This is a genomic window from Paenibacillus sp. JNUCC32, assembly GCF_014863545.1.
GTDB classification, from domain to species: Bacteria; Bacillota; Bacilli; order Paenibacillales; family Paenibacillaceae; genus Paenibacillus_AQ; species Paenibacillus_AQ lautus_A.
On record NZ_CP062260.1, the window covers coordinates 4,404,436 to 4,428,981 of the forward strand.

Consider the following 24,546-nt stretch of genomic DNA (forward strand, 5'->3'; position numbering starts at 1 on the left):
TTGTGTTTTGTTGAGGTGGGGGGGAAAGTATGGTTCATTCGATAGATATGTAAACTGTAAATGAGTTGAATTTTCTTAGATTACATTCCTTTTCAGCCTGGTTATAACATAAAAAGAAGCTGCGCTCCCGAATAGGAAACGGCTCCACTTTACTTTATTTCATGAAGTTAGTAATTTGCCGTCATGCTTTCGTCAAAATCATATCCAGAAAAACTTTATTACAACAATTCTGGCGGCAAAACTTTTCTCCAATTCTCTACTCCTACTTTAGTCAGTATCAACTCATTTTGTGTTGAATCATACGGATCAATATCAATTCCAAGGTTACTTTCAAACTTTTTTAGATACTGCTCATTATTTACGTCAGTAACATACATGTAATAAACGTCTTCGGTTCGATCTCTGCTAAGATACTGGAACTGAAAAACGAAAATACGATTTATAACACCGAATTCCGAAGGCCTGCCGGGTAAACGGCAGGCTTTAGTTTAATGGAAATTAATTCGCTATAAAAAAGGATCACCTATTATTTTGTCATTTGAAAATTCAATTGAAGAACTCTCTCTAATAGTTGCCCATCCGTGATACTCATACATTTCAATTCATCCGCTCATGGTTTTAAAGGTTTAGTATCGATGATTATCTTTCGGCGTACTGTCGAGTGTCTGAATTCCGTTGTTGATCTTATATTCCACTGGTGTTATATTACATATGTGAAATATTAAAAAGACAAGGGGGTTCTTCATGCACCCTATTTCAAACGTCGAATTCATGCTGCTGCAAATGATCGCAGAATGTCGTCAAGCTTCGGGGTACGATATCAAGAAGTTAGTCGATCAACGAGGCTATCGGGAATGGGCCAACATCGGCACGACTTCAATCTACGTAGGACTGAGGAAACTGAGCGATAAAGGATGGATTGCATCCGAGGAATCCGACGAAAAATCCGGCAAGGGACCCATGCCGACCCGGTTTGTCCTCACCGAAGCCGGTATGGTCAAGCTGAAAGATGAAGTCCTTGACAGTCTTTCGTCAGCACGGGAGCGCGACAACCGCTTCGATCTCGGTTTGGCCGCTTTGCCTCTTATCGGGAACGACATGGCCATAGCTGCCTTGCGGAAACGGTTGGATTTTCTTCGTGAGGCTTCAGAAGGCATAAAGCAAAAATTCGAATCCCAGGGCGGTGTTCGATTGCCGCTGAACGTAAGAGCGCTGTTCTTGCATCCGATCAGCCTAATGGAGAGTGAGCAAGCGTTCGTTGCCAGTCTAATTAACGAATTGTCGAAGGAGACCAGGGAAGATGACCATAATCATTGAAGGTTTTGTTCCTTACCAAGGCGACCATTGCGAAACGACCACCATGGGCAATTTAATGCAATTTGCGGGAGTCCGGCTATCGGAGCCGATGCTGTTCGGACTCGGACAAGGGCTCGGATTCATTTATTGGGACTCGAAGGGAATGGATTTTCCGTTTATCGGAGGAAGGGTGAAAGTGGATATGTTGACAGCCAATCTCGCCGACAGGCTGGGGTTGACCGTCAGAGTCCAAGAAACGTCGTCCGTCGACAAAGCGTGGCGGAACGTACGGAGCTGCATCGAACGCGGAATTCCGGTTGGGCTGAAATTGGATTCCTATTACTTGGACTATTTCACGAGCAAAGTGCACTTTGCCGGTCACTATGCGGTCCTATACGGCGTGGATGACGAATATGCCTACATGGCAGATACCAGGCAACAGGGCGGGCTGGTGAAGACGCGTTTGACAAGCTTGGCTGCAGCCAGAAACGCAAAGGGAGCCATGAGTTCCCGAAATCGCTCTTTTACGCTCGAGCCCATCGACGCCTTACCCCCGCTCGTTCCCGCATTACGAGAATCCTTGACCAAGAATGCGCATGACTATTTGAACCCGCCCATTCGCAATATCGGGAATAAAGGCATTGTAAAAATGAGCAAAGAGATCCTGAAGTGGCCTTCCCGCAGCAACCATTTCGAACAAGATTTATGCCTGACCGCATTGCTGATGGAGCGTGCGGGAACCGGCGGTGCTTTGTTTCGGAATCTGTATCGGGATTACTTGAAGGAATGCGCCGATCGGTTGGAAGACCCGAGAATCGAACAAGCCTACCTTTTGTTTACGGAGATCGCGCCAATGTGGGCCAGTGTCTCCGCAGCGATCGACCGTGCGGGAAGATCAGGTAACACCCAGGAGCTACAGCAGGCGTCCAATCTCTTGCTCGAGATAGCTGATAAAGAACGCGCAGCCATGGAGTTATTGCTCTGAAAGCGATTGGCATGGCGCCGGCTGACAAGCAAATCCGTGGATTTTGCGGAAGCAAGCCGAGAAACGTATAAAACCAGCCCCGCTCATTTCTGTGCGGGGCTGGTCTAGGTGAATTCACTCAGTCTCTTGAATTAATGCACCTGATCGAGCAATCGATAGGCCTCTTCCTTGGTTGTCACCGCCAAGAGCGCTTCCCTGAAATCATCGTCCATCAGCTTGCGGGACAACATTTGCAGCACTTTCAAATGCGCATTCTGTTTACTATTACGTGGCACGGCAATCATAAAGATCAGTTTGGCTTCGCTTCCGTCCAGACTCTTCCAGTCGACGCCATCCTGCTGGATGCCAAAAACCACGCTTGGTTTCAGGACAGCATCCGATTTACCGTGAGGAATCGCAATATTCATGCCGATGCCGGTGGAGCTTTCTTGTTCCCGGGCTAATATGGCCTGTTTAAAATCTCCGTCAGCTCTGATCGCCCCATTCCGCTCCAATACACCGATCATTTCGTCGATCACAGCATCCTGTGTTGTTCCTACCAGATTCAGGTTAATGAGATCCGGTGTCACAATATCCGTCAATTTCTCAACGCGGATAGCAGAAACTTCCGTTGCTGTACCATTATTGATCACGGTTGAATCCACTTCAGCTGAATCCGCGGCCATGGGGGCAGCCGCGTCTACTGTCGACGATTCATCTGCCCCGGCAGGATTCTCTATCGCTTCTGCTCCTTCTCCAACAACTGCCGGAGTCACAGCTGCAACATCTTTCTTGAGCAGGCTCACCATGATAACCGATACGGCTGAACCGGCCATGACCGCTATGAAGAACATCAGCACATGATCCACGGCACCGAGCACGGCTACAATAGGACCGCCATGGGCTACGCTGTCACCGACACTGCCCAACATGGCAATCACCGAACCCGTCATGGAACCGACCATGATACTCGGAATGACGCGTAGAGGATCTTGCGCCGCGAATGGAATCGCTCCTTCGGTAATACCGAACAATCCCATCGTAAATGTCGCTTTTCCAGCTTCGCGTTCCGCAGGCGTAAACTTCCTTTTGTTCATCATGGCCGCCAGTCCCATGGCAATCGGAGGAACACAGATGGCAACGGCAATTTGGCCCATAATTTCATAGTTGCCTTCACCGATCATGGCCGAGCCGAACAGGAACGCAACCTTATTCACGGGCCCCCCCATGTCAAAAGAAATCATCGCGCCCAGAATAAGCGCGAGCAGAATCGAACTAGTACCCTGCATTCCCGCGAGCCAGACGGTTAACGCTTCAAACAGATCCGCAACCGGAGCGCCAATCACAAAGACGAAGATTAATCCTACAACCAGTGAAGCCAGTACCGGGATAACGATAATGGGCATAATCGGCTGCAGCGACCGAGGAACCTTGATCCTTTTAATAGCAAGTGCGACATATCCCGCCAGGAAACCGGCAATAATCCCCCCGATGAATCCAGCTCCTGCTTCACTTCCATAAAAGCTGCCGTTCGCAGCAATGAACCCGCCGACCATACCTGGTGCAAGCCCCGGCCTGTCCGCAATACTCATGGCGATAAATCCGGCAAGGATCGGAACCATGAAGGTAAACGCAGCCGCGCCGATACTCTCAATCGTTTTCCAGATGGAATCTTCCGGTATAACCAGACCACCCGGCGTTTTCACGCCGCCCATCGTCAGGGCGATTGCGATGAGCAGCCCACCGATCACGATAAACGGCACCATATAGGATACACCGTTCATCAAGTGGCGATAGATCGGATTTTGTTTGGGTTTGTTCTCTCCCGTCATAGCTTCAGCCGACTTGGACTGTGCCTGATAGACGGGCACATCCCCTTCCATCATCCGTTGGATCAGCTCTTCTGGACGACGGATACCATCCTGCACCCCAACGACAAGCAGTTTTTTACCCACAAACCGGTCCTTCACCACCGTCTTATCCGCTGCGATAATAATGCCATCGGCTTCGCGGATATCCTGCTCCGTGAATTGGTTCTCCACGCCAATGGAGCCTTGGGTCTCCACTTTCATCTCAACGCCAAGCTTCGCGCCTGCCTTCTGCAGATTCTCAGCGGCCATATACGTATGTGCAATTCCGTTAGGACATGAAGTAATCGCTAATATTTTCATGTTCGTCATTCTCCTTCGCTGTCATGTTCCCGCTTACATTTATAGTGTACATGCTGAAAACGCTGTTATCGGATGAACTTTTTACCGGAACTTCCGGAAAAACAGGTTTATTTCGCAAACAAATATCCCCACAAAGTGGAGCCTATATGCTTAATCCAAATACTTTACGCGGGACCCCAAAAAAATGTAAAAAGCAGGACGGTATACCGTCCTGCTTCATCATCACAGTTTGAAATAGTGCGTGTTCAAAAAGGTCGATTTTCAGCACCGAAGCTTATGCTTCCGACGTGCGTTTTTTCAAAACGCTTCAGTTGGATGAAGCTAGGGACGTCAGGAGCGGAGCGTACGTTTTGGGTACGTGAGCACCTGAAATGTTTCCCCAGGAAACATGCTTCGAAAGCATCTGCTTAGGCCCGGCTGAATTCAAGATTCGATGCCGAGCTGCTTCCTGATTCGCTTCGTGTTAGATATAGAATTTATGAGTTATCAGTGGAACTGATGAAATTCTATATCGCAAGAAAACCTACCTATGCATCGCGGTCGCTCATCCTTGAAGTGGCCTCGATAAGAGGTTTTCTTATCAAAAGCGGACTTTTTGAACAACCTCTACTACTAATTTTACCCTTTTAACGTATTCAGCAATCGTATCGCGTCCGTCTCCTTAGACAACGCACGGACCAATGCCGGCTGCTCACTGATCCGTGACAATTCCCTGAACAGCTGCCGCATCTCTTTCCGCTCATCATGCTTGATAGCAAGTAAGAACACAAGCTCTACCTTCTCGGTTCCCCAGGTAATCGGCTGCTTTAAAGTAATAACAACGATGCAGGACTGTGTAACCCGCTCCGAGCTGCCATGAGGGATGGCAATGCCTCCTCCAATCGTCGTAGCAGACATATTCTCACGATCCAGCACACTTTCCGTATATCCTGCCTGGACATATCCTTTGTCCACCAGCATCTGCGCAAACTTGGAGATCAACTGTTCTGGACGCTCGACCTCCTGCTGAGGAAAGATGAGAAAAGGTGTCGTATATTTCAAAAAGACCGATTCCTCAGCCGCCCTGCCGTCCGGCTCATCAAGCCCCCGGATCGCTTGCTCCAGCTTCCGCTCGTCACTGGCCTCGAGCAGAGGGGAAACGAGGATATGAGGTGTTTTTAACTCGGGCAGATCAACGGTCGTAATGACAAGATCCACCTCATGAGCTGCCAGATAATCCTCAACTTCCGCTTTGGACATCGTTGTCTCTACATGCACGGACGGGAATCTTCGTTCCACCTTCGCGAGAAGCAATTGGGACATCCCAACGCCCATATGACACACGATTATGACCTTCTGAGGGTGGCTTTCGTTCTGGTGAAGCCGTTCTACGGACGCCTGAAAATGCAAAGTCAAATACGCGGCCTCCTCTTCTGGAAAGTACAGTTGGAGCGCTCCCCCTACCTCCTCCAGGGCCATGATGACGCGATCGAACATATAGGGATACATCTTTTTGATCTCGGCCAGCATCGGATTGGACACAGCCAGACCATAATGAAGACGGTTCATGGTCGTGTATAAATGCACCTTCAACCCGTTCAATAATACCGGGTCCTTGGAAAATGGGATCATATTCAGCTCCGACATCCGCCGAATCAGTTGCTCAACCAACTGTCGCAGCAGGGGGTGGCTGTCTGCCAGATCGCCCCGCCGGGCACTTCCATCCTCCTGCGTGTATCGGAACTTCCCGCCAAGCAGGTGCAGGGTTAGATAAGCGGTTTCTTCCTTGGAAAAAGGGACGGCGAACAATTTTTGCAGCTGCTTCAAAAAGTCTATCGCCCATGCAAATTCCGCTTTATTCTCCAAAAACGCTATGTCCTGCGCAGAGAGCGAAATCGGCTGTCCCAGCTTGGTCCGTTTGACCATAAGCAGTATATGCAGCATCAAGCTTTCAAAGGCTTCATCGGTGAAGCGGAGCTGGTGCCGCTTTTGCAACGCCTTCAACTCATTGTATACGGCTGCGATCTCGTGCGGTTCATACTGATTACGCATCATCTGTCCCGTCAATTCCGGACGGTTGATCAATTGGTTCAACCGCGCCAGCGCCATCCGTTTGTTCTTCTCCGAGCCCTCAATCATGAAGCCTACTCGCTGCTTCGTCATTAAGCTCAGATCAAAGCTCCGCAGCCAGCCCTCAATCTTTTCCATATCCCGACGGATAATCGCCTTGTTCACGTAAAACGGTGAAGCCAGGTTCTGCAGGGTTACGGGCTTCGCGTTCATCAAGAGCCGATATGCCAGGTGCAGCACCCTTTCCTCATCGGATTCATCCTCGGCGGTACTCTCGTTGGAATACAAGCGGCGGAATAAATCAGCCTGATCCGCTTCCCCGATCTCCAGATAGACGCCAAGTCCCGGCCTTTTCACCAGATGGCCGCTGGAGTGCTTAGCTATATATTCTTCAATCACCTTCAGATCGTTTCGGATCGTCTTCTCCGAGCACTCGGTCTGATCCGCCAGATCCTGAACGAGCCACAGCCGGTTCGGTTCCATTAACAAATTGCGAAAAATCTCTTTTTGCCTATTATTCATTCCGATCCCCTATTCAACTTAATGGGAGTGCTCACTCATCGTAGAGCGGGTGCATTGTCCTACGTATATCATATCCGGGTCTCTATGGCAAACTGATCTGGGAGGTTACACGAGAGTGGATCAAAAGAAATGGCATATTGACGGAAAAGCTGAGCATATACAGTATTCTAAAATCCGACGTAAACAAAACAAGGGTGCCGCAGAAGTCGGCCCCCTTGTTTCATAATCCCTCTTACATCTTAAGAAATTCTTCCGGTCGTACATCGTATCTTACCTATAAAAGCCTCTACAACTTCCCGCGCCGACTCCGCTCCCGTCACGGCGGATATCACTGCGACGCCATCCGCACCCGCTCCAATCACTTCCTCCACGCGCTCCACGGTAATCCCGCCGATCCCAACGATCGGCAGGTGGATTCCAGCTTCGCGAAGCTCATGGAGAATGGCCGGGCCTTGCGCAGTTTTGGCATCATCCTTCGAGCGGGTCGGATAGATCGGCCCGATGCCAAGATAGTCGGCACCGTGGAGAATCGCGCGCCGCGCTTCCTCCACCGTGTGGGCGGAAACGCCGAGAATCCGGTTGCCGATCCGCTCGCGGACGGAAGCCGCGGATTCGTCATCCTGGCCGACGTGCACGCCGTCGGCGTTCAGCTTCAGTGCCAGCTCCACATCGTCATTGACGATGAAGGGCACGCCCGCTTGGCGGCACTGATCCTGAATCCGGCGAGCCAGCCGAATCATCGCCTCCCCGGCGAGTGCTCCTTGCCCCTTCTCACGGAACTGGACCATGGTTGCGCCTCCAGCCAGTGCTTCCTGCAGGACCAAGCTTGGCTCGACGCTGCAGTTCACGCTGCCGAGCACGAGGTACATCCGCAGATGCCGCCTCATGATCTCGGGGGCCACTCTGCCCGTCATCGCAGCACCTCCTGACGGCGGCGATTGTATGCCCAATGATTGGTCGGCCCCTGCCCCTGCCCCAGGTTTAAGCCGTCCTCAATGGCGGCTTGAATGAATAAGCGCCCGCTCTGAATCGCATCGAGTGCGCTCAAGCCTTGGGCTAGGCCTGCGGTAATGGCCGCAGAGAAGGTACAGCCGGTCCCATGTGTATGAACGGTATCAATTCGTTTGCCATATAAATCTGTGAAGGCCGTACCATCATAAACGATGTCGATGACCGGAAGACTTTCCGGATAACCGTCATCGTTGGAAAAGAGCGGGCGGCCTCCCCTATACTCCCCAGCAGGCATGGCAGTTCTCGTTAGACCGTGCGTCCTTTCGGATTGAGGCAACTCTTCCTGCTGCATACCCGCCGTTATAGCCGGTCCCCTGTCTCTTTCGTGATCCGTACCTTCATCGCTTCCAAGGATTCCCTCGTCATGACCGCCTTTGATCACTACGATCCTGGGCCCAAGAGCATGAATACGTCTCGCCGCTTCTTTGCGATCGTTCATCGTGCGGATTCGCATCCCCGCCAATACTTCGGCCTCCGGTATATTGGGGGTGACAATCAACGCCAGCGGCAGCAAATCTTCTCTTAAAGCCTCCACCGCTTCGCTTTGCAGCAGCTCCGCTCCGCCCTTGGCGATCATCACGGGATCGACAACGACCTTCCCCCAGCCGAATGCCCGAATCCGGTCAGCAACCAGCCGAATGATCTCGGCGTTGAACAGCATGCCCGTCTTCAATGCATCTATCCCGAGATCCGATCCAACCGCTTCAATCTGCTCCGCAGTTGCTTCGGGTGGCAGCGGATATACGCCGTGAACCCCCAAGGTATTCTGCACCGTGATCGCGGTAATCGCCGACATGCCGTACACGCCGAGTTCCTGGAAGGTTTTCAGATCGGCCTGAATGCCGGCGCCGCCACCGCTGTCAGACCCGGCAATCGTCAGGGCACGGGGTATGCGAGCCTCGCTCATCGCGTGCCTCCGGCAGCCGCCGCTCCCGCTTCCAGCACAGCGGCATACCCTTCCAGCGATCCTGGATGAAGCTTCGCCAGCTCGTCCAGGAAAGTTATCTGGAAGCTTCCCGGTCCCAGATCTGCCGTTCGCTCAGCAGCTTTCGCCGCCGCGGCCCCATAGAAGGCCAGACCCGCCGTACCTGCAAGCAGCAGGTTTGCTTCCACCGCGGCAAAGGCACCCAGCACCGAGGTCAGCAGGCAGCCTGCGCCGGTCACCTTCGTAAGCAGAGCATCCCCTCCGGTAATGATGCGCACTTCCGTTCCATCGGTAATCACGTCCTCTTCACCGGTAATGGCCACGATCGTGCCTAACTCGCGCGCCGCCCGCACGGCCAGCTCGGCATGATTGCTGCCTGCGCTATTGCCTGCGTCTACGCCCTTGATCTCGCGGATCTCCCCGATAAGGTGAGCGACTTCAGCCGCATTTCCGCGCACGAGCGAAACCTTCACCTCGCTTAGGATCCGCAGCGCCGACTCCGTCCGAAAACGGGTCGCTCCCGCGCCGACCGGGTCCAGCAGCACCGGCACGCCATGGGCATTCGCCGATTGCCCGGCGATAATCATCGCATCCACCAGCTCGCGGTTCAGCGTACCGATGTTCAATACGAGCGCGCCTCCGATGGCGGCCATATCCGCCACTTCCTCCGGCGCGTAAGCCATCACCGGCGACGCGCCCAGCGCGTACAAGCCGTTAGCCGTAAAATTCGTAACCACCACGTTCGTCATATTGTGAACGAGGGGGCTCGTCTGCTGTACCTTCGTCAAAAGCGCCGAAACCTCTTTTTCCCATGAATGCATTTATATCAGCCTCTCTTCGCTATAATGGAATTCCATGTGCTTGTGATCATTGCTCTTACAGCACCGCAGCCTCCAGCTGCACCGGCCACTCCTCCTGCTTATAAGCCATGTCCCAGAACAGATACTCCAGCTGGCAGCTCAGCATGAAATGCTCCCTCATCCGTTCCCGCTCGGCTGCCGTCGCACGATCCGCCCATGCATCGAGACGGTCGCGGAATTTGGCTGTCGCGTCTTCCCCCCGGTTTCCGTAGAAAGAAATCCAGTCGTAAAACGGATGGGAGGCATCCGGCTTCACCTCATTCAGCAGCTTGCGGCCAATCTCCAGGTACGTCCATGGGCACGGCAGCAGCACGGCCATAATCTCCCCCAAACTACCCTCATGCGCCACCGTCAGCATATGACGGATGTAATGATGCGCGGACGGAGCCAGCGGATATCCTTGAAGCTCTTCATAGGTCACCCCGGCGGCTGCGCAAAAATTCTGATGCGGGTGCACCTCGCTGTGCAGAATGAATGAAATCTGTTCGTTAAAGGCCGCAATCTCTTCACGGCTGATCGATTTGGATATGGCTATTCCGTATATCCGCATGTAGGCATTCAAATACTCAAAATCCTGCTTCACATAGTGAATCAGCTGCTCCCGCTTCAGATTCCCCTCGGCAATGCCTTTTACGAAGGGATGATCGAAGATTGCTTGAAAAATGCCTCCCGCCTGCTGACGGAGCTCTTGCGTGAAACTCATCTTTGTCCCCACCTCCAACATATTGAAGAGCAGGAAGTCCGTAAGACACGACTTTTCAGACAACGCTAAAAAGCCGCCCCGAAAACTGGAGCGGCTTCGTCAACAAGCCCGGGTGCGCCAAAAAAACGCACCGAGACCTCATATTCGAAGGCTCCACTTTCCTACGCTAGTACGAACTAGATCAGGTTCAAAGGGTCCAAGATACGCTCTTGTCTCAGCCGCCAACGGCTCCCCTAGTGGACTTCCTATTCTTTTGTCTAATACTGTACATAGGTTTGAGGGTGGTGTCAAACGTTAACAGTTTGTGGACGGAACCTCAAGCTCGAACCTTCCTCCGACCGCGTGATTGTGACGATGTACCGTGGCGGCTGTCTTTTCGCAAGATAAAAACGCAGGCTACCCCAAACTCATTCCGGAAACACTGACGCTCGGCTGTCATATATGCCCCCGCATAATGAGTGCATAAGCACAATTCAAATAAATGAAATTTAAAGGAGCGAGCGTATTTATGACGAACCAACCGAAAGCGGTTAAACCCATTCCGGATGGCTACACCTCCGTGACGCCGTGGATCATCTCAAGAAACTCCGCAGCGCTGATCGATTTCCTCAAGCAGGCTTTTCGGGCCGAAGAGCTTGCCCGCGTCTATGTTGGCGATGGTGTCATCGGCCATGCCGAGGTGCGAATCGGGGATGCCGTCGTCATGATGTTTGACGCAAAGCCGGAATGGCCGGATAGCCCGGCATACCTCCGTTTGTATGTTGAGGATTGCGATGACGTGTATCGGCAAGCGCTGGCCGCAGGTGCGGTCTCGGTGACGGAGCCAACGACCTTGTTCTTCGGCGATCGGGTGGGACGGGTACGGGACCCGTTCGGCAACTTATGGTGGGTACAGACACGAATGGAGGACCTCACTCCGGTGGAAATGGAACAGCGTGCCCAAGACCCGGAATACATCAAAGCGATGACCTATGTTGCAGGGGCGGAGATCGTGGTGAAGACGTCGTAAAAAGTACCGTGAAGTCAAGCGTTATTACAGGGAGGACGTGGGTGGATTCGGTGTCCCTGGGGTATGCATGGATGGCTGCCGACCAAAACGAATGTAAAACCGCATAACTAGAGTAGCTATGGGTTAGAGGTAGAAAACTCGGGGACTCGGAGTAGATAGCTGGTGCTACTGCTGGTCCTGGTACTACTACTGGTCTTGGTGTGACTACTGGTCTTGGTGCGACTACTGGTCTTGGTGCTATTACTGGTCTTGTGCGACTACTGTTCTTGGTGCGACTACGGTATTGATGCTACTACTGGTCTTGTTGCTACTACTGGTCTTGGTGCGACCGCTCGAGGACTAGCGGACTGAGGATACGTTATTTAGCTGAATAGGCGTAATTTTTGATGGCTAACGGACACCAGATACGTTATTCATAGAATATGATGGCAAAAGGACAGTCTATTGCGGAAATAAGGGATCCTGTGTCCGTTTGATCTGAGAATCGCGGGTTAATTAGGGAAATAAGGGAACTGGTGTCCGTTAACGAGTACCTTGGTGACTGGCTGGTATTGATGCTATTACTGGTCTTGTGCGACTACTGGTCTTGGTGTGACTGCCCGAGGACAAGCGGACTGAGGATACGTTATTTAGCTGAATAGGCGTAATTTTTGATGGCTAACGGACACCAGATACGTTATTCATAGAATATGATGGCAAAAGGACAGTCTATTGCGGTAATAAGGGATCCTGTGTCCGTTTGATCTGAGAATCGGGGGTTAATCAGGGAAATAAGGGAACTGGTGTCCGTTAACAGGTCATGGTTAGCGGCATGATGCCCGGAGTTGGTTAGGCTGTACTGGCGAGCGATGTGACATGCAGCTGCATACCGGCGGTACTTCGACGCGCGATGTTACCGACGCGCGATGTTAAAAAAGGAGGCATCCCAAAAGATCCCAGATCTTTCGGAGTGCCTCCTTTATCCGCTTGTTCCTAGCATCTTCCGCTATACGATGATACTAGCCTTCAGCATCCGTCTTCATTGCTTACTGAATGCCGTAAAACTCCTGCAGCTGGTCGATCATCAGGTTGGCCGCCAGAATGCCGCCCGCCGTATTCCAGATCGCGTCATCCACTTTGTGGGCTTGACCGTTCTTCACAACGTTCAGGTTCTTCCACAGCGGATCGTTGATCCATTCCTGCTCGGTCTGGTTGGCGCCGCCATCCCCTGTCTCATAAGTGAAGTAGAACAGTCTGTCGGCTTCCACCTCAGGCAGACGTTCCTTCGTGATCTCGTCCACGAAATCGTCCTTGGCATTCTTAGTCATGTCGTTGCGGGCGATGCCGATTTTATCGAAAATAACGCCCGAGAACGTATTGGTATGGTACACCCGGGTCTTGCCTGCCATGAAACGAACCACGGAGACGGTTTCGTCAAGCTTGCTGCCGGCCTTCTCTTTAAACTCCTGGATCCGCTTGTCGTAGGCAGCCAAAAGTTCTTCGCCTTCCGACACTTTGTTCAGCGCCTTGGCATACAGTTCAAAATTGTTCTGCCACTCGCCGCGAAGATCCTCGGCAAAAACAGTCGGCGCGATCGCCTTCAATTGCTCGTATACTTTTTCCTGACGCATCTTGTTGCCGATGATCAGGTCAGGCTGCAGACCGGCGATCAGTTCGATGTTCGGCTGGCTCTCTTCCCCGACAACGGTAACGCCTTCCATCTGGTCTTTAATATGTGGATACCATGGATCCCCCGTCCAGGATCTAACGGCACCTACCGGCTTCACGCCCAAGGCCAGAAGCGCCTCGGTTCCTTCGTTCGTGAGGACGACGACCTTTTGAGGCGTTCCTTTGATCGTTTCCGTCCCCATGGCATGCGTAACTTCATACGATTCGCCGCCGGCAGCAGCGCCGCTGTTGCCCTCTGCGGTATTCGTCGTGTCGCCGCCCGCGTTGCTTGTCCCTTCTTGCGCCGGGCTTGCTCCGCACCCCGCAAGAATCATGATCATGATCAGAGCCAGCAAGCTAAACTTGATGCCTCTTGCCCGTTTCTTTGCCATTCCTGTTCCCATTCCTATCTAAATCCCCCTTGTGTCATATCCCGCTATTTGAAAACCATTATCAATCACTGATTCAAAACTATAAAGGGTTTCGTGAAAAATATCAATATATTTGTGAGAATGATTATCAAGCTCATTGACAGATAACGTCCCTTCACCTAAAATTCATATGAACTTAATTATTCATGGACTTAAGAAAGTGAGCATATATGCGCGTATTCGGACTATTGATATCGCTATTGGCGCTGGCCGCTGCCGTCATGGGCAGCATCGCATTCGGAGTAACGAACATCCCTCTTCATCAGGTATGGGAATCGTTCACTCACTTTAACGGAAGCAACGAACATCTGATCATTCTCACGGCAAGGCTTCCTCGAGCGCTCATTGCCGTCGCCGTGGGGGCATGCCTTGCGGTTGCGGGTGCGCTCATGCAGGTCATCACGCGCAATCCGATTGCATCGCCGAGCACGCTGGGCGTGAACTCCGGCGCGGCTTTCTTCATTATTCTGGCATCGGGCTGGCTGGGCATTGGCGGACTTCAGTCCCTTACCTGGGTCGCGTTGATCGGAGCCGCCGTCAGCGGCGGTATCGTATTCTTCCTCGGCAGCATCGGCAGGGACGGCATGACGCCGGTCAAAATCACCTTGGCAGGGGCTTCCATGGCCGCTTTCTTCCACTCCCTGACCCAAGGATTAATGCTCTCCGACGGCAAAATGTTCGATCAGGTGCTGGTATGGCTGGTCGGTTCGGTAGCCGGACGCGATTTGAACCAGCTAACCGCCGTATGGCCGTACATGGCCGTTGGCATGCTGGCTGCGCTGCTGCTGGGACGGCATCTGAACGCCCTCTCCATGGGAGACGACATCGCTCAGAGCCTCGGGCAAAAAACCGCACTCATCAAGCTGTTAGCTGCTGCAGCCGTCATCCTGCTGGCCGGCGGCTCCGTAGCGGCGGCGGGACCCATCGCATTCGTAGGGATCATCATCCCTCATATCGTTCGGTATTTAATAGGAAATGATTATCGGTGGATACTACCTTACAGTGCGGTGTTTGGCGCACTCCTGCTGGTGACGGCCGATCTCGGCTCCAGATACATTGCCATGCCGAAGGAAGTCCCTGTCGGCGTGATGACTGCAATCATCGGGGTGCCGTTCTTCGTGTACATAGCCAGGAAAGGAAGGCGAGCACAATGAGTAAACACCGCATATTCCGTTCCCGGAACGCCAAAGTCTCGTTTATGCTGGAGCGAAGAACCCTATGGGTGTGCCTGATCCTATTCGTGCTTTGCATTGCAACCATGATTATCAGCACGGGAACCGGCAGCCAGTTTGTTTCGCCGCTGCATGTCGTCAAAGCGTTATTCGGTGACGCTTCCCCGATGGAGCAGGTCATCGTCATGCAGCTAAGGCTGCCCCGTATTATCATTGCTGTGCTGATCGGCGCGGCTCTCGCGGTGGCGGGGGCTATTCTGCAAGGCGTCATCCGCAACCCGCTTGCTTCTCCGGATGTCATCGGCATTACGGAGGGAGCATCGCTGGGGGCGGTTCTCTTCATCTTCATATTTACGGGCGCCGTATCCATCCATTGGATGCCGCTCTTCGCCATTCTCGGCGCTTTTTTCATTACCGGACTGCTGTATGTGCTTGCCTGGAAAAATGGCGTATCGCCACTGCGACTCGTCTTGATCGGAATCGGGGTATCGGCCGCGATCAAATCGATCTCCTATATGCTGATCATCTCCGGACCGCTGCAGCTGGCGGACCGTTCGCTTACCTTCATGGCGGGCAGCATTTACGGCATGTCCTGGGATAAGGACGTAATGACCTTGCTTCCTTGGGTCGCCGTTCTTCTTCCGCTAACCTGGCTGCAAGCCAGAAATGTGAATATCCAGGCCCTGGGAGACGACGTGGCCAGCAGCACGGGCGCGCAGGTTCAGAAGCAGCGGCTGATTCTGATCGGACTCAGCGTTGCACTGGCCGGAGCGGCCATCTCGATTGGCGGCGCCATTGCTTTTATCGGATTAATGGCGCCGCATATGGCCCGCAGGCTCGTGGGACCCAACTTCGGAAGCGTGCTTCCGGTCAGCGCGCTGATCGGTGCGATTCTGCTGCTCGTCGCGGACCTGGTGGCACGGACGGCCTTTCTGCCGCGCGACGTGCCGGCAGGCGTATTCACCGCCGCGATCGGCGCGCCGTTCTTCCTCTACCTGCTGTATCGTAACCGCAATCGATTCTAGAACCGAAAGGAGCTAAAGCGTCATGAATACGCTGGAAGCAAAGGGATTGGGTCTGTCTTACGGGGGAGACTTTATATTCGAAAATCTGGATTTAACCGTGCCTATAGGTAAAATCACCGTGTTTATCGGCAGCAACGGCTGCGGCAAATCCACTTTGCTGCGCTCCATGGCCAGGCTGCTGAAGCCGCAGCGCGGCTCGGTAGTACTAAACGGGGCCGACATCGCAAGCCTGTCCACCAAGGACGTGGCGCGGAAGCTCGCCATTTTGCCTCAAGGGCCAACGGCTCCCGAGGGGCTGACGGTCATGCAGCTGGTGAAGCAAGGGCGCTATCCTTACCAGAGCTGGCTGCGCCAATGGTCGCGGGAAGATGAAGAAGCGGTCACAGCGGCTCTTGAATCCACGGGACTGACCGAGCTGGCTGATCGTACAGTTGACTCGCTGTCAGGCGGCCAACGGCAGCGGGCCTGGATTGCGATGACGCTGGCGCAGGAAACGCCGCTCATTCTGCTGGACGAACCGACCACCTATCTGGATTTAACGCACCAGATCGAAGTGCTGGATCTGCTGTACGACTTAAACACCAAAGAACAGCGGACCATCGTCATGGTGCTGCATGATATCAATCTGGCCTGCCGTTATGCCGACCATATCGTGGCCATCCGCGACGGGAGCATCAAGGCTGAGGGCAAACCGGGAGATATCATCAATTCCGACTTGATGCAGACCGTGTTCCAGCTCCCATGCGAAATTATACCGGACCCGTTGTACGGGACTCCGATGTGCGTTCCGTGCGGGAAAGGCAAACGCCGACCTTCGGCTGTGCAGCCGAATACGGCAGAACCGAATCAACCAACGACAACTCCGGCGCCCGCCCCTGAACTGGCAACGGTCTAGCATATACAAACATACAGCCGGCTTCGTTTTCGCTTTATGCGGGAAAGCCGGCTTTTTTAATTATTTGGACCTTTGAATCTGTCGTATCTGTATTATCTGTTGGGTCTCTTTGTTCTCCCTCCGGTATTGAACTCTTTCAAAATCGGCACGTGAACCAAGATACGGTAAGCAGCCGGGGACAAAGCCGATCATCGGATAAATGGAAGGCAACATAACCTCCTCATATTCAACAATCCATTGCGGGCGCAAAGAGACTAAAAGGCATGTGGAGAGACAAAAGAGACACATTCAGGACGCAGAGACATATAAAAGGCATACAGAGACACATCAGGCCCGCAGAGACACTCAGGCTACAGAGACAAAAAGGCCTATAGAGACATATCAAGGCCTACAGAGACACAGCAGGCATGTAGAGACATATTAAGGCCTACAGAGACACGTCAAGGCCTACAGAGACACGTCAAGGCCTACAGAGACACGTCAAGGCCTACAGAGACATATCAAGGCATGTAGAGTCACAAAGAAGGCCGCCCCAAAACGTCGGGGCAGCCTTTTATATTTGTAATAAACGCTAAATACATAGGTTTCGGCTTCCATTGCACCACTTGCACACATGCTGTTCCGCTAACCATTCGGTTACCGACCGCTTATGACCATTTGCCTGCACGCGGGGGTTTATGCTTCTGTCGAAGCGGAAGTCCTCCGAACAGCTTGGACTTTTCACGCTTCCGTTGTTCCAACAGTTTCTTTACCCCTCGCATCAACATGCGATACCTCATCTCATCCTCGTAGCCGAACTTGCGCATTTCGTCAAAGTACTCGTCTGTCATCCTATCCCCCTGTTGTATAAGTCTATAGAACTAGGATATAAGACATAACTATACAATTTCTCAACAAGAATTGACCACGTTACGCCGTCGGTTCTTCCTGTTTAAGGAGGGTGAGTGCCGTTATTTTATATGTACAAGGACAATGCAACCGCCTGCAGACGCACCCAATTTGTCCATCCTTTCCAAAATTGAAAATACGCTTCACCTTAGATGGACTGATATTATAAAATGAACAACAAAGGAGGGGATCGCACATGCGGGGTATATGGAAGCTGAACAGGCCGGTCTGGGCAGGCATCGCGGCGGGCATTCTTCTCGGGCTGTTCCTCAAGATCATCGAGCACATCACCTCGCTGGAGGTCTACACGCTTCTCCTGAACGTCGATTACGTGCCTCTCCTGAATGAACTGAAGCTCTCCGAACTTGTCGAGTTTGCGCTGCATCTCGTCATCTCTGTCCTGCTGAGCATCGCTCTAGCCATCTTTTTGAAGCAGAAGAACTGGTCCCGCCGGCGAAGCTTGTTCTGGGTTTCATTGGCCTGTTTGGCCGTAGGACTTCTCCTATATCCGACCACCGTCTTGTCTGACCGTACCCCGGAGTTATCCGACCCTGCCGCCCTTCTATTCTGGCTGGCCGGTCATCTGCTGTACGGCATCGCTATGGGCTGGCTGCTGGCGAGTTCACGTGGAGCCTCTGCCTAGTCCGGAAAGCAGTCTTTCGAAAAATTTTCAGATTAATGCAAATATCCGCTCCACTTGAATGGAGAGGCTTGAGTGTAAAGTATTATTTTAGAATTAAGTTTCCAAGGCTTTCAGCTGATTAACGATAGGTAAAACCCAATTTGGCAAATTAAATTCCCTATGCTTAATTACCCCGAATTTTACCTCCAGCACCATATAGGCTTAACTTGTATAAACAACTTTGGAATTTGATTGGGTCATTCAACGCAAAATGACCGCCCCCCTTGTGGGAGCGGTCACAGCTATGAAACCGAATGCGTAAATGCTGTACTTATGCTATGGATCTTTCACTTTGGCTCTTTGGCAATTAACGACCCAAGGACAAGTCCTTATCCTCTTCGCCAGCGGATTCCTCGTCCTCGGCGAACGAGTCGTCTGCGGATGCCGCTACGCCATCCATGAAATCTTGAATCTGGCCGCTGTTGCGAGTCAGCGTGGCTACCGAAACCTCGTGTTTCTTCGCGATGTCGGACTTCGTTGTTGGAATGTTAAGCGATGAAGTTACTATATATTCGATCGCACTTGCATATCCACCCTGTTTGCGGTACTTCGGATTGGCTTCTCTGGAGAAGCTGTTCCAGACCATCAGGAGGCTGAACACTTGAAACAGCTGCTGCTCATCCTGCAGTTCGTAATCCCGGCAGATCTGAGGAAACACAGACTCTGCAAGCTCGCGATGCTCATCGGCGATCCAATCCATCCACCCCAGCTTGTCGTTGATCATCTGTCGCAACTGATCGACCTGTAGCTTAGGCTCTGCTGCTTTCGCACCAGGGAACTGGATGACTTTACCGTATACCGTGCGTTCATCTCTTTCAAGACAACATCTTTTGTACTTTTTCCCGCTTCCGCAGTGACATAGATCGTTTCTTCCTAGCTTTTTCATTTCCTAGCTCCTATTTGAATGATTTCTTCTATTATACATGGAAAATATGAAAATGCGCACCTCAAGCCTGTAGACCCTTAAGGTATGCCGGCCTTCCGCGTCGTTACACTCTCTTACAGGGGGGCTTCCGATAAGAAGGTGCCGAGGCAAGCCAGATAGCAAAAAAGCGCGGGTTCCCTCTATGAAAGCCGCGCCCCTTCATATTATTCTATAATATCGTCATAACGCAAGTAGGATGTAACAAATTTGTTAGAACCTATAATAGACTTGTGCCATTTTTGGTAAAGATTCCATAGATATAGGTCTTAGCGCTTATTGGTCAGCTAAAAGTCACAGATAGCCTTCCAGCATGTCTGCCACCGAGTCGGCGCACACCCGGTATCCTGCCTCGTTCAGGTGAAGCCGGTCATCCGACAAGTAACCCGAGAGATCCCGTTTCACCCGGGCGTTCAGGTCGTGAATCGCAATGCCGAGCGGCATGAGCGCCTCGATGGCTGCCTTATTATAGGCATCGATCTCTTCATTGCTTCTGCCCTCGGATTCCGGATGCACCGGCGTCGTCGTGGCAAATACGATCTGTGCTCCCGTTCGCCGCAGCTCATGGGCAATGCGCTTCAGATGGGCTGCATATTCGCTGAGCGGCGTCAGTGCTTCAACCCTCGGAGCCTCGCGGTGCACATCCCACAGCCCATTGTTCCAGTGGACGATATCCGGGATCCCCAGCTCACGGATCCAGAGGTTGACGCCCCACAGCGTAAAGAACGAGAACCGCCCGTTCTCTCCCGGTGCCACGACTTCTGCCCGGTCAGCCAGCCGTTCTCTCACATAAGGCTCGTAGCCCTCCCGGATGGAATCGCCCAGCAATAAAACTCTTTTCATCTGTCCGTCTCTCCTTCCATGCATCTATGCCCTGCAATGAAAAAGCCTTACCCCCATCACCCCAGGGTAAGGCCGCTCGAGCTCATGATGACGAACCCGTTATTATCTCCGAATTAATAGCCCAGTGCGGTTTTGGCTTCCTTCCACTTCGCGTTCAGCTTGTCGAATGCAGCCTGCAGATCGTCGGCCACGATATATTCCTGGACGTAATCGCCGGTACCGATGCCGATTTGCGCCTTGTTCGCGATCTCGTTAAACTTCGGATCGGTCGCTTCGCTCTCGATCAGCGTCGGATTGAACGATTGGAATTCGGCGAGCTGCGAGATGGAGGACTCCGCCGATTTGATGATCGGCATAAAGCCGGAATCTTCCACGTAGCCGGATTCCTTCACGAAGAAATCGACCCACGCGGTAGCAAGCTCTTTGTTCTTGCTGTCTTTGCTGACGGCGATGAAGTAATCCGAACCGAGCGGCGCGTTGTACTTGCCGCTATTATCGTACGGGAGCGGGAAGAAGCCGATGTCCTCCGAAGCCGCGCCGGCGCCGATCACCTGCGGAATCACCCAATTGCCCAGGAAGTACATCGCGGCTTTGCCGGAAGCCATTTCGCCTTTCGAAATCTCCCAGTTGTTTGTGTACAAGTCTTTCTCTACCCATTCCTTTTGCACGAAGGTGCGTCCGATATTCGCAAGGATGCCCCAAGCATTGTCCACCTGGAACGGCGCTTCCTCGGCGACCTGCTTCGAAGCGAACTGCGGATCCCCGTTCACGTACCATGCGGAGTTATCCGCCCAGTTGCCCATCGTCCATTGGGCTCCGAAGTTCATGTACAGCGGAATGATGTCCGCCGCCTTCAGCTTCTCTGCGGCTGCGTACAGCTCATCCAGCGTGGTCGGCACTTTGTCGACGCCTGCAGCCTGGAACGCTTTCTTGTTGTATACAATGCCTTGCGTATTGACGCCGGTGGAGATTCCATAGCGTTTCCCTTCGAAGAGAGTATTGTCCGCAAAATAAACATCCTCGAACATCGTATCCGGCAATGGCTCAAAATACTTGCCGTACTCTGAGGTGGCAAGGCCTGTCGGAATCATCAGCACGTCGCCGGCCTCGCCCGTGGTCAGACGGACCTGAATGTCCGTCGCATAGTTGGTCAATCCTTCGAATTCAATCTCCGCCTTCGGATATTTCGCTTTGAAGGCTTCCACGTATTTGTCCAGCGTGCCGTCGTTCACCAGGTCGGTGCGGTGCGTCAACACCTTCAGCTTGCCGCCCAGCTCCGCTTCGCCGGATGCCTCGGTCGGCTCGCTGCCGGCGCTGCCGCTCGGCGGTGCCTCGGTGCCTGCGTTATTCGTTTTATTTCCTCCGCAGGCGGCCAAAATGGATGATACGGTTAAGAGCAGAAGCAGTGCCATCGTAAATCTTTTTTTCATTTCGTCTTCCCCCTGTACGTTGAATGTACTTGCGTTTCTTCGCATCTTCATGAAGCGCTTACTGATATCGCTTACATTTCAAATGATAATCGCTAACACGTTCAAAACAAATGAATTGTTTTTGTTTTTATTGTCATAAATTATGCTAACATATCATTTTCTTGTTAGGCTCGAAATCACCTGCTTCTCGGCAGCCGACAGCAAAAATCGCACCGTACGTCCTAACGAACGTGCGGTGCGATGTTCACCCTATGTTTATGTTCAGCTACCTTGCGCACCGAGCCGGTACGCCCGTCCGATCCTGCATTAAACCCGGATGCCGGCCGCATAAAATGTCTTCACCGTCTCCTCGGCCAGCTTGCCGTACATGCAATAATCATCGTTCAGGGACGCTTCCTCCACGCCATACAGCCGCGCCGGCCAATCCCACAGCATGTACCCCTGCATCCACTCCCGCTGGGCGCAAGCAGCGAACATCGCTTCATAATACTGCCGCTGCTCCTCCTCCGACGGTCCGCCGGGCAGCGACCAATCGTTCGGGCGGGCCGCGGAGCCCTCGCGGCTCGGACAGCCGGCTTCCATGAAGAAGAACGGCTTGTTCCATCGGCGGACCGTGCCTTCGATCCGATCCAATTGCTCCTCCCACTGGTCGATCGGATAATAGCCGCTGGAGGAGATGATATCTACCGCATCCCACCAGCCCACGCGCTCCTCTTGATATTTATCGCAATTATACGTCACCAGCCCGCCGTAGACGTTTCGTACATCCGCAATCAGGGCCCGCCACTCCGCGTCCCGCTTGTCGGCCTGCACCATCTCGCAGCCCACGCACAGCATTTCGCATCGCTCTTCCTCCGCGATTTCGGCATAATGGCGAATGAACTCCCCATAGGAGCTGAACCATTCCGCCCAACTCGGCTCACCCGGAACCTCCTCGTCGAAGAAGTTAATATGGGCCCGCCACGTTCCGTTCGCGACGTTCACGACCGGCTTCAAGCACACCTTGAGGCCCAGGCTCTTCGCCTTGCGGATCGCCCATCGCACCTCATCGTCCGTCACGGTCGGTTCCTCCCGGAACGGGATTTCCGTCGACTGCGGCGTTTCCTGCACGGCCGACAGCGCGATGGCCACCCAATTCACGTCCATGTCCGCCATGCGTTCCATGGAGAATTCCGCCTCGGGTCCCGTCCAGGAGCCCCGTACGCCGGTCCACCCCCAGGTCATGCCGCATACTTTTTCCGTCCACTTGTTTGTCGAGTTCATATATCGAGTCTCCTCTTCTTCATCGTCTCGTGTTCGTTATTTGACCGCTCCGTTCGTAACCCCCGCAAAAATGTACCGCTGCATGAACAAGAACAACACGACCGTCGGAATGAAAATAATGAGAATGCCTGCCGAGATCACGTTCAGCTGCGCCGCGTTCGGACCGATGAAGGAATAAATCGCGGTGGATACCACCTTCAGGTCTTGGCTCGGCATATACAGGTACGGCGTGTAAAAATCATTATAAATCGAAATGCTCTTCAGAATGACCAGGGTCGCCGTAGCCGGCGCAAGCAGCGGGAAGATGATGGAACGGTAGATTTTGAACAGGGACGCCCCTTCCAGCATGGCGCTCTCATCCAGATCCCGCGGGATGCTGTTCACGAATTGCAGATAGATGACGATCTGGAGCACGTCGGCTCCCAAGTACAGCAGAATCGGCGCAAACATCGTGTTGTAGGCTCCCAGGCTCTGGATGACGCTGAAGGTAGCCACCTGCGTCGTGACCATCGGAATGACCTGAGCGACCAGGTACATGCCCATGATCGCTTTTTTCATCTTGAATTCGAACCGTCCGACCGCATAAGCGACCATGGTACCGAACAGGATGTTGCCGACCACCGAAATGACCAATACGATCAGGATATTGCGAAATCCGAGCCCCAAATCCCCGATGTCGATCACCCGCTTGAAGTTCTCGAAATTAAGGAAATTGTCGGGCAAGCTTAGGCCGGATTGATAATACTCCACCTGGGTCTTGAACGCCCCCACGAAGATCGAGTAAATCGGGAAGAACACCACGAACAAAGCGACAACCAACGTGAAATAATTGAAAATCCTAAAGCCGATCGAGCCTTCCCTTCTCATGATTGCTTCTCCTCCCTGAACAGCAGCTTCCGTTGGATGACAATGAACAGCAGCACGATGATCAGCAGCACGACCGCCATCGCCGAGGCCAGTCCGAAGTTCTGATACTTGAATGCCGTATCCACCGTCTTGATGACGAAGGTCGACGTATCGTTCGCCCCGAGTAACATCACGAACGGAATATCGAACGCTTCGAGCGCGCCCGTCAAGGTGAGGATCAGCATCAGCTCCAGCACGCCCCGGATGCTAGGCAAGGTAATGTAACGGAACTTCTGCCAGCCCGATGCCCCGTCGATGGAGGCCGCCTCGTACAGGTCGCCCGGTATCGACTGCAGCGCCCCGATAAAGATGACCATGTTCAGCCCCATGTACTTCCACATCGAGATGAAGGCCAGCGCAAAATTCACGATCCCTTTATCGCCCAGCCAGCTCTGCTGCCAGGATTCGAGTCCCAGCGCGCCAAGCAGCGTATTCAGCGAGCCGTATTCCATGTGGTACACGTTCTTGAACATGATGACCGTAGCCACGCTGTGCAGCACGTACGGCAGGAACAAGGCGACCCGGAAGCCGTTTCTCCCCTTCAGCTTGCCCGTCAGAATAACGGCAAAATAGAGGGCAAAGACGACCTGGATGAGACCCCCGATCAGATAATACAGATTGTTCTTGAGTGAGCTGAACACTTCGGGCTTCGTAAAAATCTCGACGTAATTGTCAAAGCCGATAAAGTTCATATCCCAGCCGAGACCCGACCAGTCCGTCAAGCTGTAATACAACAGCGAGAGCGCCGGATAATAAGAGAAGGTCAGTGACAGGAGCACGGGAATGGCAAGGAAACCGAACAGAATAAGATAGCGCTGCGTTTTATAACTGAAATTGAACACGTTCCCTTCCTCGCTTTCTGGATGAAATGGTACCGTTTTCAATCATTATAAAAGACAGCGCCCCGAAAAATAATAGACTTTGTTTGCTTT

The 24,546-nt window shown here is 52.8% G+C and carries 21 protein-coding genes and 1 riboswitch; of the genes, 7 read left to right on the plus strand and 14 right to left on the minus strand.

The genetic code is table 11. From position 1 onward, the window contains the following. The first annotated feature begins 744 nt into the window (after positions 1–744). Both JNUCC32_RS19695 and JNUCC32_RS19700 read left to right on the plus strand, forming a co-directional pair. Positions 745–1,317 (plus strand): PadR family transcriptional regulator, encoded by a 573-nt coding sequence (locus JNUCC32_RS19695; RefSeq protein ID WP_096775107.1) that lies wholly within the window; start codon positions 745–747, stop codon positions 1,315–1,317. Next, a complete protein-coding gene (locus JNUCC32_RS19700) occupies positions 1,301–2,281 on the plus strand; it encodes a BtrH N-terminal domain-containing protein (protein ID WP_192569566.1) in 981 nt (326 codons plus the stop codon). The genes JNUCC32_RS19695 and JNUCC32_RS19700 overlap by 17 nt, the downstream gene beginning before the upstream one ends. Positions 2,282–2,412: 131 nt before the next feature. Here JNUCC32_RS19700 and JNUCC32_RS19705 read toward each other — a convergent pair whose 3' ends face one another. The 6 genes from JNUCC32_RS19705 to tenA form a co-directional block, all read right to left on the minus strand. Further along, positions 2,413–4,431: a PTS fructose transporter subunit IIABC gene (locus JNUCC32_RS19705; RefSeq protein ID WP_192569567.1), complete on the minus strand. Its 2,019-nt coding sequence runs from the start codon at positions 4,429–4,431 to the stop codon at positions 2,413–2,415. Between the two features lie 618 nt (positions 4,432–5,049). Then, positions 5,050–7,002, minus strand: a complete 1,953-nt coding sequence (locus JNUCC32_RS19710; protein ID WP_192569568.1) for a BglG family transcription antiterminator — start codon at positions 7,000–7,002, stop codon at positions 5,050–5,052. 239 nt (positions 7,003–7,241) lie between these two features. Beyond that, positions 7,242–7,916: a thiamine phosphate synthase gene (gene thiE, locus JNUCC32_RS19715; protein ID WP_192569569.1), complete on the minus strand. Its 675-nt coding sequence runs from the start codon at positions 7,914–7,916 to the stop codon at positions 7,242–7,244. Continuing rightward, on the minus strand, positions 7,913–8,920 hold the full coding sequence (gene thiD, locus JNUCC32_RS19720) for a bifunctional hydroxymethylpyrimidine kinase/phosphomethylpyrimidine kinase (protein ID WP_192569570.1): 1,008 nt from the start codon (positions 8,918–8,920) through the stop codon (positions 7,913–7,915). The genes thiE and thiD overlap by 4 nt, the downstream gene beginning before the upstream one ends. Beyond that, a complete protein-coding gene (thiM, locus tag JNUCC32_RS19725; protein ID WP_192569571.1) occupies positions 8,917–9,759 on the minus strand; it encodes a hydroxyethylthiazole kinase in 843 nt (280 codons plus the stop codon). Before thiM ends, thiD begins: the two co-directional genes overlap by 4 nt. Positions 9,760–9,814: 55 nt before the next feature. Then, complete coding sequence (gene tenA / locus JNUCC32_RS19730; RefSeq protein ID WP_192569572.1) at positions 9,815–10,501, minus strand: thiaminase II; 687 nt, start codon at positions 10,499–10,501, stop codon at positions 9,815–9,817. 141 nt (positions 10,502–10,642) lie between these two features. Next, positions 10,643–10,746: riboswitch (TPP riboswitch) on the minus strand. Between the two features lie 263 nt (positions 10,747–11,009). On the opposite strand from tenA, the gene JNUCC32_RS19735 reads away from it, so the two are divergent. Next, positions 11,010–11,510, plus strand: coding sequence for a VOC family protein (locus tag JNUCC32_RS19735; RefSeq protein ID WP_192569573.1), 501 nt, complete (start codon positions 11,010–11,012; stop codon positions 11,508–11,510). Positions 11,511–12,535: 1,025 nt separating this feature from the next. Here JNUCC32_RS19735 and JNUCC32_RS19740 read toward each other — a convergent pair. Then, positions 12,536–13,561: an ABC transporter substrate-binding protein gene (locus JNUCC32_RS19740; RefSeq protein WP_192569574.1), complete on the minus strand. Its 1,026-nt coding sequence runs from the start codon at positions 13,559–13,561 to the stop codon at positions 12,536–12,538. A gap of 197 nt (positions 13,562–13,758) precedes the next feature. Here JNUCC32_RS19740 and JNUCC32_RS19745 point away from each other — a divergent pair, with 197 nt between their 5' ends. From JNUCC32_RS19745 to JNUCC32_RS19755, 3 genes are read left to right on the plus strand one after another with little or no spacing between them, the layout of a single operon-like run. Then, positions 13,759–14,742, plus strand: coding sequence for a FecCD family ABC transporter permease (locus JNUCC32_RS19745; protein ID WP_145038924.1), 984 nt, complete (start codon positions 13,759–13,761; stop codon positions 14,740–14,742). Next, entirely contained in the window at positions 14,739–15,785 is a 1,047-nt protein-coding gene (locus JNUCC32_RS19750) for a FecCD family ABC transporter permease (RefSeq protein ID WP_192569575.1), read from the plus strand. Before JNUCC32_RS19745 ends, JNUCC32_RS19750 begins: the two co-directional genes overlap by 4 nt. A gap of 22 nt (positions 15,786–15,807) precedes the next feature. Further along, entirely contained in the window at positions 15,808–16,680 is an 873-nt protein-coding gene (locus JNUCC32_RS19755) for an ABC transporter ATP-binding protein (RefSeq protein WP_192569576.1), read from the plus strand. Positions 16,681–17,327: 647 nt separating this feature from the next. On the opposite strand, the gene JNUCC32_RS19760 is transcribed toward JNUCC32_RS19755, so the two are convergent. Further along, positions 17,328–17,510, minus strand: a complete 183-nt coding sequence (locus JNUCC32_RS19760) for a hypothetical protein (RefSeq protein ID WP_192569577.1) — start codon at positions 17,508–17,510, stop codon at positions 17,328–17,330. Between the two features lie 254 nt (positions 17,511–17,764). Between JNUCC32_RS19760 and JNUCC32_RS19765 the strand changes: the two genes are divergently transcribed. Beyond that, positions 17,765–18,211, plus strand: a complete 447-nt coding sequence (locus JNUCC32_RS19765; protein WP_192569578.1) for a hypothetical protein — start codon at positions 17,765–17,767, stop codon at positions 18,209–18,211. A gap of 346 nt (positions 18,212–18,557) precedes the next feature. Here JNUCC32_RS19765 and JNUCC32_RS19770 read toward each other — a convergent pair whose 3' ends face one another. The 6 genes from JNUCC32_RS19770 to JNUCC32_RS19795 all read right to left on the minus strand — a co-directional run bounded on the left by JNUCC32_RS19770 (position 18,558) and on the right by JNUCC32_RS19795 (position 24,456). Beyond that, on the minus strand, positions 18,558–19,136 hold the full coding sequence (locus JNUCC32_RS19770) for a YecA family protein (protein WP_036662158.1): 579 nt from the start codon (positions 19,134–19,136) through the stop codon (positions 18,558–18,560). A gap of 330 nt (positions 19,137–19,466) precedes the next feature. After that, complete coding sequence (locus tag JNUCC32_RS19775) at positions 19,467–20,015, minus strand: SGNH/GDSL hydrolase family protein (RefSeq protein WP_192569579.1); 549 nt, start codon at positions 20,013–20,015, stop codon at positions 19,467–19,469. A gap of 113 nt (positions 20,016–20,128) precedes the next feature. Then, on the minus strand, positions 20,129–21,445 hold the full coding sequence (locus JNUCC32_RS19780; protein ID WP_096775091.1) for an ABC transporter substrate-binding protein: 1,317 nt from the start codon (positions 21,443–21,445) through the stop codon (positions 20,129–20,131). Between the two features lie 306 nt (positions 21,446–21,751). Continuing rightward, a complete protein-coding gene (locus tag JNUCC32_RS19785; RefSeq protein ID WP_192569580.1) occupies positions 21,752–22,708 on the minus strand; it encodes a glycoside hydrolase family 113 in 957 nt (318 codons plus the stop codon). 36 nt (positions 22,709–22,744) lie between these two features. Next, positions 22,745–23,575: a carbohydrate ABC transporter permease gene (locus tag JNUCC32_RS19790; protein ID WP_192569581.1), complete on the minus strand. Its 831-nt coding sequence runs from the start codon at positions 23,573–23,575 to the stop codon at positions 22,745–22,747. Then, positions 23,572–24,456: a carbohydrate ABC transporter permease gene (locus tag JNUCC32_RS19795; RefSeq protein WP_009593160.1), complete on the minus strand. Its 885-nt coding sequence runs from the start codon at positions 24,454–24,456 to the stop codon at positions 23,572–23,574. Before JNUCC32_RS19795 ends, JNUCC32_RS19790 begins: the two co-directional genes overlap by 4 nt. Between the last annotated feature and the right edge of the window lie 90 nt (positions 24,457–24,546).